Below are 16,114 nucleotides of genomic sequence, written 5' to 3'. Positions count from 1 at the left end.
ACCGCAAAGCGGCGCGATCACACGGGACGAGACCATGCTGGACCTCACTTACGACACCCCCAAAGTCAAAACCATTGCCGGGGCGAAACACGACTGGGAACTCGTGATCGGGATGGAGGTCCACGCCCAGATCGCCTCCAACGCCAAGCTGTTTTCGGGCGCCTCGACCCAGTTCGGGGCCGAACCCAACGCCAATGTCGCCTTCGTGGATGCGGCCATGCCCGGCATGTTGCCCGTCATCAACGAATATTGCGTCGAACAAGCCGTGCGCACGGGGCTGGGCCTCAAGGCCGCGATCAACCTGAACTCGGCCTTTGACCGCAAGAATTACTTTTATCCCGACCTGCCGCAGGGCTATCAGATTTCCCAGCTTTACCACCCCATCGTGGGCGAAGGCGAAGTGCTTGTCGAAATGGGCGCAGGCGTGGCACGTCTAGTGCGGATCGAGCGCATCCACATAGAGCAGGACGCGGGCAAATCCATTCACGACATGGACCCCAACATGTCCTTTGTCGATCTCAACCGCACCGGCGTGGCCTTGATGGAGATCGTGTCCCGCCCCGATATCCGCGGCCCCGAAGAGGCGGCAGCGTTCCTGACCAAGCTGCGCCAAATCGTGCGCTATCTGGGCACCTGCAACGGCGACATGCAGTCGGGCGCGATGCGCGCGGATGTGAACGTGTCGATCTGCCTGCCCGGTGCCTACGAGAGGTATCAGGAAACGCAGGATTTTTCTCATCTTGGCACGCGGTGCGAGATCAAGAACATGAACTCCATGCGCTTTATCCAGCAAGCCATCGAGGTCGAAGCGCGCCGCCAGATCGCCATCGTCGAAGGCGGTGGCAAGGTCGAACAGGAAACCCGGCTTTACGATCCCGACAAGGGTGAAACGCGATCCATGCGCTCCAAGGAAGAGGCGCATGATTATCGCTATTTCCCCGACCCCGACCTGTTGCCACTTGAAATCGAACAGGCCTGGGTGGACGAGATTGCCGCCAGCCTGCCCGAACTGCCCGACGCCAAAAAGGCCCGGTTCATGGGTGATTTCGGGCTGACGGATTACGACGCCTCCGTGCTGACCGCCGAGGTCGACACCGCCGCCTTCTTTGAAGACGTGGCGCAAGGGCGCGACGGCAAACAGGCCGCAAACTGGGTAATCAACGAGTTGTTCGGCCGCCTAAAGAAAGACGACCGCGACATCACCGACAGCCCTGTGTCTCCAGCTCAATTGGGCGGCATCGTGGATCTGATCGCCAAGGGTGACATCTCGGGCAAGATCGCCAAGGACCTGTTCGAGATCGTCTATACCGAAGGTGGCGACCCTGCCGACATCGTCGAGGCGCGCGGCATGAAACAGGTGACCGATACCGGAGCGATCGAGGCGGCAGTGGACGAGATCATCGCCGCCAACCCGGCGCAGGTCGAAAAGGCGCGGGAAAACCCCAAGCTCGCGGGCTGGTTCGTCGGTCAGGTGATGAAGGCGACAGGGGGCAAGGCCAACCCCAAGGCCGTCAACGAGTTGGTCGCGAAAAAGCTGAACGGCTGACGTGAGGCGGGCGCTATTGCCCACCTCACCAGTCAGACCAGCAAGCGCGAATAGTGCATCATGCCCGAGGCGCACAGCGCGGCCTCGATCTGTGACCACACCTGTTCGAACCCTTCCAGCCCCGATGCCGCGTCGATCTGCGCAAGGCTGCGCCGCCCGTCGACCAGCACGATCGCGGAGGCCGCGGCGCGACGGACTTCGAACACGAATGCCTCGCCCGCCGTGTCTACCGTGATCCGTCCCGTCTCGGCCACATGCTGCGCCAGCTGCGCCCCCGACACATCGCGCAGATGCGGGACCGCCTCGGGCTGACCAAAGGGCGGCGCGATCACCTCCCCTTTGGGGCGCGCATAGATCACATGGGTCTTGAACGTGCCGCGTAGGTTTTCGGCCAGTTGCATCCGCGTGACCGCATCCATCTCCGCCATCTCCCCCACCAGTGGGTCGGGATCGTAGAGCATCGGCTGCGGCGTGCCGGAAAATTCCAGCCCCGCAGCGTCGAGCGCGCCCATCAGATTGGTGATCGAAAACGGCACGTCGGAGCTGTGCAGCAACAGATCATAAAACCCCGCATCCCCCTGTTGATGGTCCACCACGCGCAGGTTCCGCTTGAGCGGGTGCGCCTCGGGCAATGCGGCAAAGATCGTCTTGGCGCGCTTGAGCCTTTTGCGCGGCTCAAGCCCCTGAAACAACTGCCCGAAGGCGGCCTGCAACGGATAGACGCCGGACCGGCCATGAGGCGCGTAGACCATCAAACCCATTCCCCCGTCAGGGGCCAGCGCCCCCGCAAGCGCATCAAACCCGGCCTGCGGGTCGGGCAGATGGTGCAGCACGCCGCAGCAGTCGATATAGTCGAAGGGCCCGTAATCCCTCGCGCCCAGCAGTGATCCAGTGACAAAGGTGATGCCGCCCAGTCTGCGCACCGCTGCACGTTTTTCGGCAATGCCGCGGGACGCCACGGACATGTCCAGATAGGTGATGTCGTAAGGGCGGCCCGCATCGCTCAGCATCTGGGCAAGCTGGATCAGCGCATCGCCGGTGCCCCCACCAGCCACCAGCGCGCGCAAGGGTACCGACCAGTCCCGCGCCCCGCCCCATAACCAATGATCCATCTCGACCGGCAGCGACGGCGAGCCGGTGATCAACCGCTTGCGCTCGTCCGTCGGCTTGCGCTCAGGGTAGGGATAGGCCTCGTACTGGGCCTGCACATCGTCAGTGGTCATATCCGCTCCGGGATGGGTGGTCTTGCCTCCTGCTCTGCCCTAGGCTCGACAAAACTGCAATGCTGTGAGCCGCCCATGACCGCCCCCTTTCGATCCGAACAGATGACCGTGAAACCCGAATGGATCGACTATAACGGGCATCTGAACATGGCTTATTACAACGTGCTTTTTGATGAAGGCGCCGATCAGGTCTATCCGCTGATGGGGTTCGGGCCCGACTATCTCGAGCGGACCGGATGCACGACCTACACGGCGGAATTCCACCTGAGCTATGTGCGCGAGTTGCACGTGAACGATCCGGTATTCGTGACCTTCCAACTCGTTGATTATGATGCCAAACGCTTCCATTCCTATCAGGAAATCCACCACGCGGACGGCTGGCTTGCCGCCTGCGGCGAGGCGATGACACTGCATGTCGATCAATCAGGGCCGCGTGTTGCCCCGATGCCCGACGATGTGCTGGCAAAGGTGGGCGCACTTGCAAGCGCGCACGCCACACTGCCCCGCCCCGAGCGGGCGGGGGCCAGCATCGGGATCAAGCGGCGCTGAACGCGGTGCATACCCCTTTTCACGGCGCGCCCGTGTCGCTATACGCCTGCGACACGCATCCGACACAAGAGGTCAAGCATGTCCGGTTGGGAATACAAAGTCGTGCCCGCCCCCACCAAAGGGGTCAAGGGCAAAGGCGTCAAAGGGCCCGAGGGGCGCTTTGCCAATGCGCTTGAACTTCTGATGAACGAAATGGGCGGCGAGGGCTGGGAATTTCAGCGCGCCGAAACCCTGCCTTCCGTCGAGCGCTCGGGCCTGACCGGATCGACGACCGAGTGGCGCAATGTCATGGTGTTCCGCCGTGCAGTCGCCGACCCGATGGACGATTTCGAACCCGAATTGCTGCCCGCACCCGCCCTCGTCGAGGTGCCCGAGGCGGCGGACAGCGACGATGACGCCACCGCAGCGGAACCCGACGGGTCAGAGGCCAAATCAGACGACACATTCACGCCCGGAAAAGGGGCCACCGACATGCTGCCCGACAACGGCGTGGAAGAAACCAGCGAGGTTGCGGGCATGACCACGTCGCTCAAGAACCTCGCGACACAGCGCGGCACCGCCGACGGCGAAAAAACCGACAGCTAATCGCCCAGATCGAGGGCAAGCGCGTGGATACGACCAATCAGGTCGGGGCCAAGGGCTGCATGAACCGCACGGTGCCGTGCGATTCGGGATTTCCCTGCAAATTCAGATGTGCGCAGCATGACGTTAAAGTGACTTTCTCCCGCCGCCGGTGCCCCGGCATGACCCGCATGGGACGCGCTGTCATCCACAACCTCGACCTCGCGCAACTCAAACGACGCGCGTAACCGATCTTCTATTTCCTGCCGAACTGACATTTTTTTCCCTGCCCCCCCTTCCACTCTCACCCCACAAGTCTAAACTCCTGTCCTCGAGTCGGAAAGGACCTCCCTGATGCGCAAATCTGATCCCTTTGGTTTTGACATGTCCGTCTCGTCGGCGAAAAAGAAAAATCCGCGTGGACGGCGTGGGATGTCCGGGGCGTCCGAGACCTCTGTGCGCCAGTGCGACCATGATGGTTGCGAAGAAGCGGGCAAGTTCCGCGCGCCCAAAGCGCCCGATGTGCTGGATGACTTTTTCTGGTTCTGCCAGCAGCATGTGCGCGAATATAATCTGAAATGGAATTTCTTTGACGGCACGACCGAGGCCGAAATCAATGCCCAACAGTCCAAGGACAAGGTGTGGGAACGCGCGACCAAACCCATGACTGACCCCGAGGCGCGCGCATGGGCCCGTTTGGGCATCGAGGACCCCCATCAGGTGCTCGGCAACAACTCGACCCAAAATCCGGGCCGCAACAAACCCGGCGGCGGGCGCAAACTACCCCCCACCGAAAAGCGCGCTGTTGAAATTCTGGACGCCGCCCAATGCACAACCAAGGCCGAGGTGCGCAAAGCCTACAAGGCCCTTATCAAAGTGCTGCACCCGGACATGAACGGCGGCGACCGCAGCCAGGAAGAACAGCTGCAAGAGGTCGTTTGGGCCTGGGATCAGATCAAGGACAGCCGGAATTTCAAGTAGCGGCGCGGAGTCGCTGTGCCCGACTGGCATAGCGTTTTTCTCAACTGGACTGGTGCGCCGCCAGCCCGTTGAAAACATGATCGTGCCGCGCCTGAGCGCCCGCGCGGTCGCGCGGAAACACGCATTGTTGCAGAGGTGATTTTCCCCTTCCCCTTGCCCTTGGCCGCGTTATGTTGCACCACCACGGGCGCGCCTGTCACGGGCGCGCTTTTACGTTTTTCAAAGGGATAGTCGAGATGGCCGACGGCGCGATGGATATCAATGCAAAACCAAGCGAAGAGATTTCGGTCCGTGAGGTCTTTGGCATTGATAGTGACATGGTCGTCAAGGGCTTTGCCGAAAGCTCGGACCGCGTGCCCGACATCGACAGCACCTACAAGTTCGATCCTGACACGACGCTGGCCATTCTGGCCGGGTTTTCGCACAACCGCCGTGTGATGATCCAGGGCTATCACGGCACGGGCAAATCGACCCATATCGAACAGGTCGCCGCGCGCCTCAACTGGCCTGCGGTTCGTGTAAACCTCGACAGTCACATTTCGCGCATCGACCTGATCGGCAAGGACGCGATCAAGTTGAAAGACGGCAAGCAAGTCACTGATTTTCAAGAAGGTATCCTGCCCTGGGCCTTGCGCAATCCAACCGCCATCGTGTTCGATGAATACGATGCGGGCCGGGCGGATGTGATGTTCGTCATCCAGCGCGTGCTGGAAGTGGACGGCAAGCTGACCCTGCTGGATCAGAACGAGGTGATCGAACCCCACCCCTATTTCCGCATCTTCGCGACCGCGAACACAGTGGGCCTTGGGGATACCACGGGCCTTTACCACGGCACCCAACAGATCAACCAAGGTCAGATGGACCGCTGGTCGCTGGTCGCCACGCTGAACTACCTGAGTATTGATGCCGAAACGGCCATCGTGCTGTCCAAAAACCCGCATTACAACACTGCCGAAGGGCGCAAGACGGTCAAGCAGATGGTGACCGTCGCCGACCTCACGCGGACGGCGTTCATGAACGGGGATCTGTCCACGGTGATGTCGCCACGGACCGTGATCGCGTGGGCGCAAAACGCTGAAATTTTCCGCAATGTCGGCTATGCTTTCCGCCTGTCATTCCTGAACAAATGCGACGAGTTGGAGCGGCAAACCGTGGCCGAATTCTACCAACGCCTGTTTGACGAAGAATTGCCGGAATCAGCGGCCAGCGTGAGCCTGGGATGATGCGGGCCGCGGTGGCTGTGTGCGCGTTGAGTGCGACACCCGCCGTTGCGGACATCGCGCAAACCGCGCTGGAATTTGCCAATTGCGTCGGCCAAGCTGATGCTTACGCGCAAGCGGCCAGTGTGTACGGCGATGTGGAGGTGATCAAAGTGGCGACCGAGGCGCAATTTGATGCCATCCTGCCCCACATCACCGACCCCGCGTTGGCCATGGCGGCCCGCGCACAGGGGGCGAAGGACTGGGACCGTCGCGCCGATGCATTGCTGTCCAATGGCGGCGCCATGGAAGGTCCGGCATGGGACGCAACAGTTGAGGCGACGCTGGCCTGCGAACGGCTCCGTGCCGACCTCGCGTCTGCCGGTATTTTGGAAGGGGCTGACTGATGAGCACGCAAAACGACAACCCCGCCGATCCGTTCAAAAAGGCGCTGGCCGAGGCCACCAAGGTCATGGCCAATGATCCTGAGTTGAACGTCAGCTATTCGGTCGACCCTTCGGGCGTGTCGGGCGATGCGATGCGTCTGCCGCAGGTGTCGCGCCGCATGACCCGCGACGAGGTGATGCTGGCGCGCGGAACGGCGGATGCGCTGGCGCTCCACCGCCGCTATCACAACGGGCAGACCCATTCGCGATACTCTCCGCAAGGCGAGATGGCGCGTGATCTTTACGAGGCGATGGAAACGGCGCGCTGCGAGGCGATGGGCGCGCGCGACATGCCGGGCACGGCGGGAAATATCGATGCCAAGATCAGCCATGACGCGATGCGCCGCGGCTATGAGCAGGTCAAACAGGCCAGCGACGTGCCTTTGGCGGCGGCTGCGGGCTATCTTGTGCGCCACCTTGCAACGGGCCGCGACCTGCCCGGTGGCGCGCAGAACGCGATGGAGCTGTGGCGCGGATTCATTGAGGATCAGGCGGGTGGCACGCTCGACCGCATTGATGACATTCTCGACGATCAGGCCGCCTTCGCAAAATTCGCTCGGCAGGTGATCACTGACCTTGGCTATGGCGATCAATTGGGCGATGACCCCGATCAGATCGACGAGGATCAAGAAGACGAGGCCGAGGAAGGGTCCGAAGAGGATCAGGAGCCCGACAGCACCGGCCAGGACGATCAGGACGACGAAGAGGCCGAAGGCACGCCCGAAAGTTCGCAGGAAGAACAACAGGATGCGAGCCAGGCGCAAGTCTCCATGGACGACATGGCCGATCAGGAAATGGGCGAAGAGGCGGAGATGCCCGATGGCGAGGCCCCGCTTGAACCCCCGGCCCCACAGCCTGTGTCCGAGGCCGATCCGGATTACCGCGTCTACCTTGATACCCACGATGAAGAGATCTCTGCCGAAGATCTCGCCGAGCCCATCGAGCTGGAACGCCTGCGCGCCTATCTCGACCAACAGCTTGAGCCGCTGAAAGGAGCGGTGAGCCGTCTGGCCAACAAGTTGCAGCGCCGCTTGCAGGCCCAACAAAACCGCAGTTGGGAGTTCGATCTGGAGGAAGGAACGCTCGATGCCGGCCGCTTGGCGCGCATCGTGGCAAACCCGACCACGCCCCTGTCCTTCAAGGTCGAAAAGGATACCGAGTTCCGCGATACCTGCGTGACGCTGTTGCTCGACAATTCCGGCTCGATGCGGGGACGCCCGATCTCGATTGCCGCGATCTGTGCGGATGTTCTGGCCCGCACGCTGGAGCGCTGCAACGTGAAGGTCGAGATCCTCGGCTTTACCACCCGCGCGTGGAAAGGGGGCCTGGCCCGCGAGGCATGGCTGAACGAAGGGCGCCCCGCCCAACCCGGTCGCCTGAATGATCTGCGCCACATCATCTACAAGTCCGCCGATGCGCCGTGGCGCCGCGCGCGCCCCAATCTGGGACTGATGATGAAAGAGGGTCTGCTCAAGGAAAACATCGACGGCGAGGCGCTGGAATGGGCGCATCGCCGCATGATGAGCCGCCCCGAGGCGCGCAAGATCCTGATGGTAATTTCGGACGGGGCACCGGTGGATGACAGCACGCTGTCGGTGAACCCCGCCAATTATCTTGAGAAACATCTGCGCGACGTGATCGCCATGGTAGAGCGCAAGAAGGCGGTCGAGCTGCTTGCCATCGGAATTGGCCACGATGTGACCCGCTATTACGACCGCGCGGTGACGATCACAGATGTGGAGCAACTCGCCGGGGCGATGACCGAACAATTGGCGGCCCTGTTTGACAGCGATCCGCGAGCACGGGCGCGCGTGATGGGGATGCGGCGCGCCGGTTGAACCCGACCCTACGGGGCAGATATTTGGCAAGATGAAGGTGGATCATGTTTCAGAGCTTTGAGGTCACTGCCCGCCCTGAACAGGGTCCGCCCCGTCTGGCCATGTTGCGTGAGGTCATGGCCACCGAGGGGCTGGATGGTTTTCTGGTACCGCGCGCGGATGCGCATCAGGGTGAATATGTCTCGGCCCGCGATGAGCGGTTGGCGTGGCTGACAGGCTTCACCGGCTCAGCCGGGTTTTGTGCGGTTCTGGAAGACATCGCAGGCGTCTTCATCGATGGGCGCTATCGCACGCAGGTCAAGGCGCAGGTCGCACCCGACTTCACCCCCGTGCCCTGGCCTGAAACGTCATTGGCGGACTGGTTGCGGGATCAATTGCCCCACGGGGGCCGCGTCGGCTTTGACCCATGGCTTCACACGCCGAGCCAGATGGAACAGGCGCGGCGGACCCTTGAAGGGTCCGGGGTAGATTTGGTGCAGGTCGGGAATCTGGTCGATCGCATCTGGGCTGATCAGCCTGCCCCGGCGGCGGAACCGGCCAAGGTCCATCCGATTGAATTTGCCGGTGAAAGCCATGGCGACAAGCGTGCCCACCTTGCGTGGGAATTGACCAAGGGCGCCTTGGCCGCAGCAGTGATCACCTTGCCTGACAGCCTGTGCTGGCTGCTCAACATTCGCGGTGCCGACATCCCGCGCAATCCGATTGCCCAAGGGTTCGCTGTTCTGCACGCTTCGGGTGCGGTGGATCTGTTCATGGACCCGTCCAAGCTGGACAATGTGCGCGACCATCTTGGGGCGGACGTGACCTCTCATCCCCCAGAGGCGTTTCTGGATCATGTGGCCGGGCTTGACGGACCGGTCCTGCTCGACAAATCCTCGGTGCCCATCGCCGTAGCGGACGCGGTAGGGGACCGGGTCCAATGGGGTGATGATCCTTGCGCGCTGCCCAAGGCCTGCAAGAACGACGCCGAAATCGCGGGCAGCGCCGAGGCACATCTGCGCGACGGGGCGGCCGTTGTCGAACTGTTATGCTGGCTTGACGCGCAAGACCCGGGCAGCGTGCGCGAAACGCAAGTCGTTACCCAGCTTGAAACCTACCGCCGCCGCGACAACGCGCTGCAGGACATCAGTTTCGAGACCATTGCCGGCACCGGCCCCAACGGCGCGATCATGCATTACCGCGTGACCGAAGAGACGGACAGCCTGCTTGAGGACGGCCACCTGATTGTGCTCGACAGCGGCGGTCAATACCTCGACGGCACCACCGACATTACCCGGACGATCCCCATCGGAACGCCACCCGAAGAGGCGCACACCGCCTTCACCCGCGTGCTGATGGGCATGATCGCCATGTCGCGGCTGAGCTGGCCCAAAGGACTGGCGGGCCGCGATATCGAGGCCATCGGGCGCGCGCCGCTGTGGTATGCGCATCAGGACTTTGACCATGGGTTGGGGCACGGCGTTGGGACCTACCTGTCCGTGCACGAAGGCCCCCAAAGGCTCAGCCGCGTCAGCGCCGTGCCACTGCAACCCGGCATGATCCTGTCCAACGAACCGGGCTATTACCGCGAGGGGGCGTTTGGCATTCGGATCGAGAACCTGATTGTCGCGCAAAAGGCCACGCCACCGGCAGACGGAGATGCGCACCGCGACATGCTGAGCTGGCGCACCCTGACCTTTGCGCCGATCGACCGCCGCCTGATCGTGGCCGAGATGCTGGATGGGCCCTCGCGCCAATGGCTTAACGCCTATCACGCTGAAACGCTTGAGAAAATCGGTCCCCGCGTCTCGGATCAGGCGCGCGCGTGGCTGGAACAGGCCTGTGCACCGCTCTAGCTCTGGTCGCACCGGCATTCCTCTGATACACCTGCGCGTCATCACATCACAAATGCTCGAAAAGGAGACCTCATGGCTGATCATATCACGATCCGCAAAGCACCCGGCACATGGACTGTGCGCGCGGGCGGGGCCGTTCTGGGCGAAAGCACTCAGGCGCTTGAACTGACCGAGGGGGACTATCCCTTTGTGATCTATTTCCCGCGCGACGATATCGCGATGGCCTTTCTGGACCGGACCGACAAGACCACGCATTGCCCGCACAAAGGGGATGCCACGTATTTCTCTGTCGTAACGAAATCCCAAACGCTGGAAAACAAGGTCTGGAGCTATGAGAGCCCTAAAGAGGGTGTGGCGCGGATCAAGGACCACCTCGCCTTTTACGCCGGTGACGGAATCGCGGTCGAACAGATCTGACGACGCAAGGGTCGGTGGGCGGGTGCCTTTTGCGTCAGCAAAACAGACCGCGCACCGGCCTAGCTGTGTTCCTCGGCTGCTGTGGCCGCCAGCGCCCGGTTGTATGCCTTGAGCGCATCCACATGGAACAACGCGCCGCGCAATTCGGGCGCTGCGTTCTGCCCTGTCAGCGTCACCACCGGGATAAAGCGGACCATCGTGCGATCGAAGATCGGCAGGGCTACCTCGAGCGTCGCAGTCGCATCCACATAGATGCCCTCGCCGATCATCTCCCAACACACGGTCTCATCCGCTGCACGCGGGTCATTCATCTTGCGCATCACGCCGCTGACCCGGAACATCGCCAGCAAATACGCCTGCGGCCCTGCCGCCAGATGCACGCCGCGCCGCTCAAGCTGGGTCAGGAAGAAACTGCGGTCCACCAGCCGCGACGACAACGCCGTAGACATGGACACTGCGACCATCACGGCAAGCCCGGTCTGCCAGTCCCCCGTCAACTCAAACACGATCAGGGTGGTCGATATCGGCGCACCGAGAACCGCCGCCGCAACCGCGCCCATCCCTGCCAGCGCATAGAGTGTGACCGATCCTGACACCTCGGGGAAAATGCTGGTCGCCACAAGGCCAAAGCCCAGCCCTGACAGCGCCCCGATCATCAGCGAGGGGGAAAACACCCCGCCCCCCATACGGCCTGCCATGGTGATTGCCACTGCTGCCGTCTTGAGGACCACAAACACCACCACCTCGTTCAGCGCCAGCTTGCCCGTCAGCGCCATTGATGTGGTTTCATATCCGACGCCGATAATGTGGGGATAGAAGATCGCCAGCCCCCCCAGCAACGCCCCCGCAATCGCGGGCCGCAGCCAGCGCGGCAGGCCCGTGCGCGCTTGCAAGGCGGAGCCGACATCATCCGTCCAGAAGATCGCGCGCATCAGCACCACAGCCACTAGCCCGCACATCAGGCCGAGCAACAGAAAGGCGGGCAATTCCTGATAAAAAACCAATTCGTTGGCTTCGGGCAGCATGAACTCGGTCACGTCCCCGAATTCGAGGCGGTTGATGATTGTCCCCGCCACAGCCGCGATCACGATGGGCGCAAAGGCGTGGACCGCAAAGTGGCGTAACACCACCTCGAGCGCGAACAATGCCCCCGCGATGGGCGCGTTGAAGCTGGCCGAGACCGCCGCCGCCACCGCACAGCCAAGCAGGTCGCGGCCCGTGATCCCGTCGGCCTTGATCCAGCGGCACACCTTGGTCGAGATCACGGCCGCGATATGCACCACCGGCCCCTCCCGCCCCGTGGAGCCGCCCGAGGACAGCGTGATAAAGCTCGCGCAGGCCGAGGCGAACCCGGCCCTCGTGCTGACTCGCCCATCGCGCAAGGCGGCCCCCTCGATCACGTCCGCAACGGACCGGGCCACCCCATCGCTCGTAAAATTGTGCAGGATCAAGCCCACAACCAGCCCGCCGATGATGGGAATGATCAGGATCAGATACCACGGCAGGGATGAGGCAAAGCTGTGCAGGTATTGCACGTCCTCCGTCCCATAAAGCCAGGCCTGCAAGGCCTCGATCCCCTTGCGGAAAAACAGCGCGGCAAATCCGGCGGCGATCCCGATGGCAAGGGCGATGAACCAGAACTGAATCTGGCTTGGCCCACGATGGCGCAACACATGCCAGCCGTCGCGACATGCGGTCACCGCAAGGTCAAGCTGTTTGGTCAGAATAGAGCGCTGAAAAGGGGACATGGGGCGCAGATCGCAATGACATTTACCTGTCCGTCTTAGGACAAGTCCCAAGGCGGCGATAGCCCACGTTTTGTCGCGCGGCCCTCGGCGTTGCCCTAACCACTCAGCAAGGCGCGTGCGGCCCCGCGTGCCTCATCCGTGATGGTGTCGCCCGCCAGCATGCGCGCGATTTCATCGATGCGGTCAGGATCGGCCAGTGGCACCACGCGCGATGTGGTCATGCCCTTGGCCACCTGCTTTTCCACGCGCCAGTGATGCGCACCAAGAGCGGCCACTTGCGGTGAATGCGTGACAACCAGAACCTGCCCGCCTTGCGCAAGCGCCGCGAGGCGCCGCCCCACGGCGTCCGCCGTGGCCCCACCGACACCGCGATCAATTTCGTCAAAGATCATCGTCAGCCCGGACTGCTCGCGGGTCAGGCACACTTTGAGCGCCAGCAAGAAGCGGCTGAGCTCACCGCCCGAGGCGATCTTGTTGAGCGCGCCCGCAGGTGCGCCGGGGTTGGTGGCCACGGTAAAGGCCACCGCGTCGCGCCCATCGGGACCGGGTGTGTCATCGGAGATTTGCGTGGCGAACACCGCCCGCTCCATCTTGAGCGGGGCAAGCTCGGCCATGACCGCCTTGTCCAGCGCCTTGGAGGACTTGGCGCGACCCTCGTGCAGGCTCTGCGCGGCGGCATCATAGGTCTCTTGAGCGTTACGCAGGTCAGCCCGCAAGCGGCCCAGATCGGCGTCACCTGCATCAAGGGCCGCGAGCTTGGTGCGCAACCCATCGCCAAAGGCGGCCAGATCATCCGGGGACACACCGTGTTTGCGCGCAAGGGCGCGGATTGCAAACAGACGCTCCTCCGCATCTTCCAACTCACTGGGATTGAACGACATCTGATCCAGCGCGCGGGCGATCCCCTCGCTGGCTTCATCCACCTCGACCATCGCGCGGCCCAAGGCCGCAAGCGGCGCGTCAAGCTGGGTCTCGGCCTGTTCTGCCACGCCGTCAAGCCAGCGCAAGGCATCACTCAGCGCCCCCTCTGCCCCACCCTGCCCAAGAATCTGTTGCGCGCGCTGGACATCTTCGCGGATGCGCTCGGCCCGTTGCATCATGCGGCGGCGGGTGTCGAGTTCGGCCTCTTCCCCGGCTTGCGGATCCAGCGCATCCAACTCGGCAACCGCGTGACGCAAAAACTCTTCTTCGGCGCGGATCGCCTCCATCTCGGCCTCGGCGGCGGCAAGGGCTTTCTTCGCCTCGCCCATCGAGCGCCATGTCTGACGGGTGCGGGACCGGGCGGCCTCAAGACCTGCGAAGTCGTCCAGAATGGCGCGGTGACCGCGCGGGTTCAGCAGGCCGCGATCGTCATGCTGGCCGTGCAACTCAATCAACGTCTCGCTGAGGGCGCGCAGCACCTCACCCGAACAGCGCCGGTCATTGACCCAAGCCGTCTTGCGCCCATCAGCCGTGTTCACGCGGCGCAGGATCAACTCGTCACTGGTGGGCAAACCCGCCTCTTCCAGCACAGCGTGGGCCGGGTGCCCATCGTCAGGTAGGTCAAACCACGCCGTCACCTCGCCCTGTTTGGCCCCCTGCCGGACCAGTTCGGCGCGGCCCCGCCATCCCAGCACAAACCCAAGCGAATCCAATAGGATAGACTTTCCCGCTCCGGTCTCGCCCGTCAGCACGTTGAGGCCCGGCTGGAACACAAGTTCCAGACGGTCAATGATCAACATGTCCGAGATATCTAGCCCGCGCAGCATCTGTTCAGCCCATCAGGTGGCAGACACCCGCCCCATTGTTTACAGCCAGCGCCCCTGGACCGTCTGACGATAGACCTGCGCCAGCCAACCATCGCCGCGGACGCGCGGTTTCAGGCCCCGCCCGGTCAGCAGCTTGAAGCTGTCTTCGTACCACTCCGTCGACTGGTAGTTATAGCCCAGGATCGCGCCAGCCGTTTGCGCCTCGTCCGTGAGACCAAGCGACAGGTAGCTTTCGACCAAGCGGTGCAGCGCCTCGGGCGTGTGGCTGGTGGTCTGGAAATCCTCGACCACCACGCGGAACCGGTTAATGGCGGCAGTGAAGTTGTCGCGGCGCAGGTAATAGCGCCCAATCTCCATTTCCTTGCCAGCAAGATGGTCAAAGGCGAGGTCGAATTTCAGGATCGCGGATTTTGCATATTCGCTGTCGGGATAGCGCTCTATCACTTCACGCAAGGACTGAAGCGCCTGAAAGGTCAGGCCCTGATCCCGGCCCACTTCGTCGATCTGATCGTAATAGGACAGTGCCAGAAGATACTGGGCATAGGCGGCGTCATCGTCATCGGGATAGAAATCGATGAACCGCTGTGCGGCGGAACGGCTGTTGGGGTAATCCTTGTCGCGATGATGGGCAAAGGCCTGCATCACCAGCGCGCGGCGCGCCCAATCGGAATAGGGATACAGCCGTTCGATCTCGGAGAAATAAAAGGCCGCCTCGGTCGGGTTGCCCTGCTCCAGCTCGAACTCGCCGCGCTCAAAGATCTGTTCGGCGGCGAAGGTTTCAAGCGGCACCTCCTGACGATTGAAGAAACTGCCCGTTGTGGGGCGATCATTGCCGCCCCCGCACGCGGACAACATTGCCGTGACCCCTAGGATCATCGTGAATCGGAAAAAGGATTTACCGCCGATCATACCCTGCTACCCCCAAGAAACGCTCAACATCGCCCTGTTCCAGGCTGTTTGCCTGTCTGTACCACAAACATAACCAAGGATAAAATGACGTTTTCGCCCTCGTTTAGGCAACTGCCGGAATCTCGTCCCAGACGAGGCCTGCACCGGGCAGCATCGCCGCCTGTTTGTCCGAACAGGTCACCATCCGAAATGCACCCGGGGTTGCAAAAACCTTGCGCAACAACTGGTTGGTCATCGTGTGGCCCGCGCAAACGCCGGTATAATGACCGATCACCGGGGTACCGGCCAGCGCCAGATCTCCCAATGCATCCAGCATCTTGTGGCGCACGGGTTCATCCGAATGGCGCAAACCGCCGGGGCTCGACACGCGGTCGCCGTTGAACACAACCGCGTTCACACCGGGCGCACCGCCCAAGGCAAGGCCGCTGGCCTGCATCCGCTCAACATCGTCCTGACGGCAGAAGGTGCGGCTGTCGCTCAACTCGCGCGCAAAACTGCCATTGGACATGTTCAGCGACTTGGACTGACGGCCAATGGCGCTGTCCGCGAAATCAATGTGGAAATCGATGCGCATCACATCCGTAGGCGCGAGGGTCGCAGATGCGTCGCCTTGCGTCACGGTCACGGATTTTAGAATTTCGATAGCCCGGATCGGTGCGCTCAACCGGCGCAAGCCGCGTTGCATGATGCCACGCACAAACGGCACAGCCGACCCGTCAAGGATCGGAACCTCGGGGCCATTCAATTCGACCAATGCGTTGTGCACGCCGCACCCGGCGAGGGCTGCCATGATATGTTCGACCGTGCCGACGGACACGCCCGCATCATTCACCAGCGTTGTGCAAAGCGGAGACTGGCGGACCACGTCGTAGCGTGCAGGGATCATCGTGTCGCCGGTTTCAACGTCTGTCCGACGAAACCAGATGCCGTGTTCTGCAGTGGCCGGACGGATCGTCAGGTGCACAGGTTTACCGGAGTGCAAACCGCACCCTGTAAAACTTACTGGCCCTTTGACTGTCGTCTGCACTGGTCCCACCCGCTCGCATTTTCTTGACTGATTGACAGTTATTGCGGTGCAGCAAAACACTCAACTCAATCTTTGCAACGGTCTGAA

Annotated in this window: 15 protein-coding genes; 9 read left to right on the top strand and 6 right to left on the bottom strand. The window is 62.3% G+C overall.

Features of this window, described 5'->3' with window-relative positions:
- Nucleotides 1-34 precede the first annotated feature (34 nt).
- On the top strand, nucleotides 35-1,546 hold the full coding sequence (gatB, locus tag Q0908_RS00190) for an Asp-tRNA(Asn)/Glu-tRNA(Gln) amidotransferase subunit GatB (protein WP_299280270.1): 1,512 nt from the start codon (nucleotides 35-37) through the stop codon (nucleotides 1,544-1,546).
- 32 nt (nucleotides 1,547-1,578) lie between these two features.
- On the opposite strand, the gene Q0908_RS00185 is transcribed toward gatB, so the two are convergent.
- Nucleotides 1,579-2,769 carry a class I SAM-dependent methyltransferase gene (locus tag Q0908_RS00185; RefSeq protein WP_299280267.1) on the bottom strand — a complete coding sequence of 397 codons (1,191 nt, stop codon included), beginning with the start codon at nucleotides 2,767-2,769 and terminating at the stop codon, nucleotides 1,579-1,581.
- Between the two features lie 75 nt (nucleotides 2,770-2,844).
- Between Q0908_RS00185 and Q0908_RS00180 the strand changes: the two genes are divergently transcribed.
- Both Q0908_RS00180 and Q0908_RS00175 read left to right on the top strand, forming a co-directional pair.
- Nucleotides 2,845-3,318 carry a thioesterase family protein gene (locus Q0908_RS00180; protein WP_299280264.1) on the top strand — a complete coding sequence of 158 codons (474 nt, stop codon included), beginning with the start codon at nucleotides 2,845-2,847 and terminating at the stop codon, nucleotides 3,316-3,318.
- A gap of 78 nt (nucleotides 3,319-3,396) precedes the next feature.
- Entirely contained in the window at nucleotides 3,397-3,903 is a 507-nt protein-coding gene (locus Q0908_RS00175) for a DUF4177 domain-containing protein (RefSeq protein WP_299280261.1), read from the top strand.
- Here the strand turns inward: Q0908_RS00175 and Q0908_RS00170 are convergent.
- Nucleotides 3,900-4,157, bottom strand: a complete 258-nt coding sequence (locus tag Q0908_RS00170; RefSeq protein WP_299280258.1) for a BolA/IbaG family iron-sulfur metabolism protein — start codon at nucleotides 4,155-4,157, stop codon at nucleotides 3,900-3,902. The two genes, Q0908_RS00175 and Q0908_RS00170, sit on opposite strands and share 4 nt — an antisense overlap.
- 76 nt (nucleotides 4,158-4,233) lie before the next feature.
- On the opposite strand from Q0908_RS00170, the gene Q0908_RS00165 reads away from it, so the two are divergent.
- From Q0908_RS00165 to Q0908_RS00140, 6 genes are all read left to right on the top strand, one after another.
- The gene (locus tag Q0908_RS00165) at nucleotides 4,234-4,860 is read left to right on the top strand and encodes a J domain-containing protein (RefSeq protein WP_299280255.1); all 627 of its coding nucleotides are present in this window, start codon (nucleotides 4,234-4,236) and stop codon (nucleotides 4,858-4,860) included.
- Nucleotides 4,861-5,096: 236 nt separating this feature from the next.
- A complete protein-coding gene (gene cobS, locus Q0908_RS00160) occupies nucleotides 5,097-6,083 on the top strand; it encodes a cobaltochelatase subunit CobS (RefSeq protein ID WP_299280252.1) in 987 nt (328 codons plus the stop codon).
- Nucleotides 6,080-6,466 (top strand): hypothetical protein, encoded by a 387-nt coding sequence (locus tag Q0908_RS00155; RefSeq protein WP_299280249.1) that lies wholly within the window; start codon nucleotides 6,080-6,082, stop codon nucleotides 6,464-6,466. Before cobS ends, Q0908_RS00155 begins: the two co-directional genes overlap by 4 nt.
- On the top strand, nucleotides 6,466-8,343 hold the full coding sequence (gene cobT, locus Q0908_RS00150; protein ID WP_299280246.1) for a cobaltochelatase subunit CobT: 1,878 nt from the start codon (nucleotides 6,466-6,468) through the stop codon (nucleotides 8,341-8,343). The genes Q0908_RS00155 and cobT overlap by 1 nt, the downstream gene beginning before the upstream one ends.
- Before the next feature lie 44 nt (nucleotides 8,344-8,387).
- Nucleotides 8,388-10,178: an aminopeptidase P family protein gene (locus tag Q0908_RS00145; protein WP_299280243.1), complete on the top strand. Its 1,791-nt coding sequence runs from the start codon at nucleotides 8,388-8,390 to the stop codon at nucleotides 10,176-10,178.
- Nucleotides 10,179-10,250: 72 nt separating this feature from the next.
- Nucleotides 10,251-10,595, top strand: a complete 345-nt coding sequence (locus tag Q0908_RS00140) for a DUF427 domain-containing protein (RefSeq protein ID WP_299280239.1) — start codon at nucleotides 10,251-10,253, stop codon at nucleotides 10,593-10,595.
- A gap of 59 nt (nucleotides 10,596-10,654) precedes the next feature.
- Here Q0908_RS00140 and Q0908_RS00135 read toward each other — a convergent pair whose 3' ends face one another.
- The 4 genes from Q0908_RS00135 to lpxC all read right to left on the bottom strand — a co-directional run bounded on the left by Q0908_RS00135 (nucleotide 10,655) and on the right by lpxC (nucleotide 16,027).
- Nucleotides 10,655-12,343: a chloride channel protein gene (locus Q0908_RS00135; protein WP_299280236.1), complete on the bottom strand. Its 1,689-nt coding sequence runs from the start codon at nucleotides 12,341-12,343 to the stop codon at nucleotides 10,655-10,657.
- A gap of 95 nt (nucleotides 12,344-12,438) precedes the next feature.
- Nucleotides 12,439-14,091, bottom strand: a complete 1,653-nt coding sequence (recN, locus tag Q0908_RS00130) for a DNA repair protein RecN (protein ID WP_299280233.1) — start codon at nucleotides 14,089-14,091, stop codon at nucleotides 12,439-12,441.
- Nucleotides 14,092-14,130: 39 nt separating this feature from the next.
- The gene (locus tag Q0908_RS00125) at nucleotides 14,131-14,967 is read right to left on the bottom strand and encodes an outer membrane protein assembly factor BamD (RefSeq protein WP_299280229.1); all 837 of its coding nucleotides are present in this window, start codon (nucleotides 14,965-14,967) and stop codon (nucleotides 14,131-14,133) included.
- Nucleotides 14,968-15,103: 136 nt separating this feature from the next.
- A complete protein-coding gene (gene lpxC, locus Q0908_RS00120; protein ID WP_299280226.1) occupies nucleotides 15,104-16,027 on the bottom strand; it encodes a UDP-3-O-acyl-N-acetylglucosamine deacetylase in 924 nt (307 codons plus the stop codon).
- Nucleotides 16,028-16,114 lie beyond the last annotated feature (87 nt).

Source organism: uncultured Tateyamaria sp. (assembly GCF_947494755.1).
GTDB lineage: Bacteria > Pseudomonadota > Alphaproteobacteria > Rhodobacterales > Rhodobacteraceae > Tateyamaria.
The sequence above is the reverse complement of the archived record's forward strand: the minus strand, read 5'-3'. Positions and strand labels throughout refer to the sequence as shown.

Coding starts and splice junctions, on each gene's coding strand:
- gatB (WP_299280270.1), top strand. CDS start 35: ATGCTGGACCTCACTTACGACACCCCCAAAGTCAAAACCATTGCCGGG.
- Q0908_RS00185 (WP_299280267.1), bottom strand. CDS start 2,769: ATGACCACTGACGATGTGCAGGCCCAGTACGAGGCCTATCCCTACCCT.
- Q0908_RS00180 (WP_299280264.1), top strand. CDS start 2,845: ATGACCGCCCCCTTTCGATCCGAACAGATGACCGTGAAACCCGAATGG.
- Q0908_RS00175 (WP_299280261.1), top strand. CDS start 3,397: ATGTCCGGTTGGGAATACAAAGTCGTGCCCGCCCCCACCAAAGGGGTC.
- Q0908_RS00170 (WP_299280258.1), bottom strand. CDS start 4,157: ATGTCAGTTCGGCAGGAAATAGAAGATCGGTTACGCGCGTCGTTTGAG.
- Q0908_RS00165 (WP_299280255.1), top strand. CDS start 4,234: ATGCGCAAATCTGATCCCTTTGGTTTTGACATGTCCGTCTCGTCGGCG.
- cobS (WP_299280252.1), top strand. CDS start 5,097: ATGGCCGACGGCGCGATGGATATCAATGCAAAACCAAGCGAAGAGATT.
- Q0908_RS00155 (WP_299280249.1), top strand. CDS start 6,080: ATGATGCGGGCCGCGGTGGCTGTGTGCGCGTTGAGTGCGACACCCGCC.
- cobT (WP_299280246.1), top strand. CDS start 6,466: ATGAGCACGCAAAACGACAACCCCGCCGATCCGTTCAAAAAGGCGCTG.
- Q0908_RS00145 (WP_299280243.1), top strand. CDS start 8,388: ATGTTTCAGAGCTTTGAGGTCACTGCCCGCCCTGAACAGGGTCCGCCC.
- Q0908_RS00140 (WP_299280239.1), top strand. CDS start 10,251: ATGGCTGATCATATCACGATCCGCAAAGCACCCGGCACATGGACTGTG.
- Q0908_RS00135 (WP_299280236.1), bottom strand. CDS start 12,343: ATGTCCCCTTTTCAGCGCTCTATTCTGACCAAACAGCTTGACCTTGCG.
- recN (WP_299280233.1), bottom strand. CDS start 14,091: ATGCTGCGCGGGCTAGATATCTCGGACATGTTGATCATTGACCGTCTG.
- Q0908_RS00125 (WP_299280229.1), bottom strand. CDS start 14,967: ATGATCCTAGGGGTCACGGCAATGTTGTCCGCGTGCGGGGGCGGCAAT.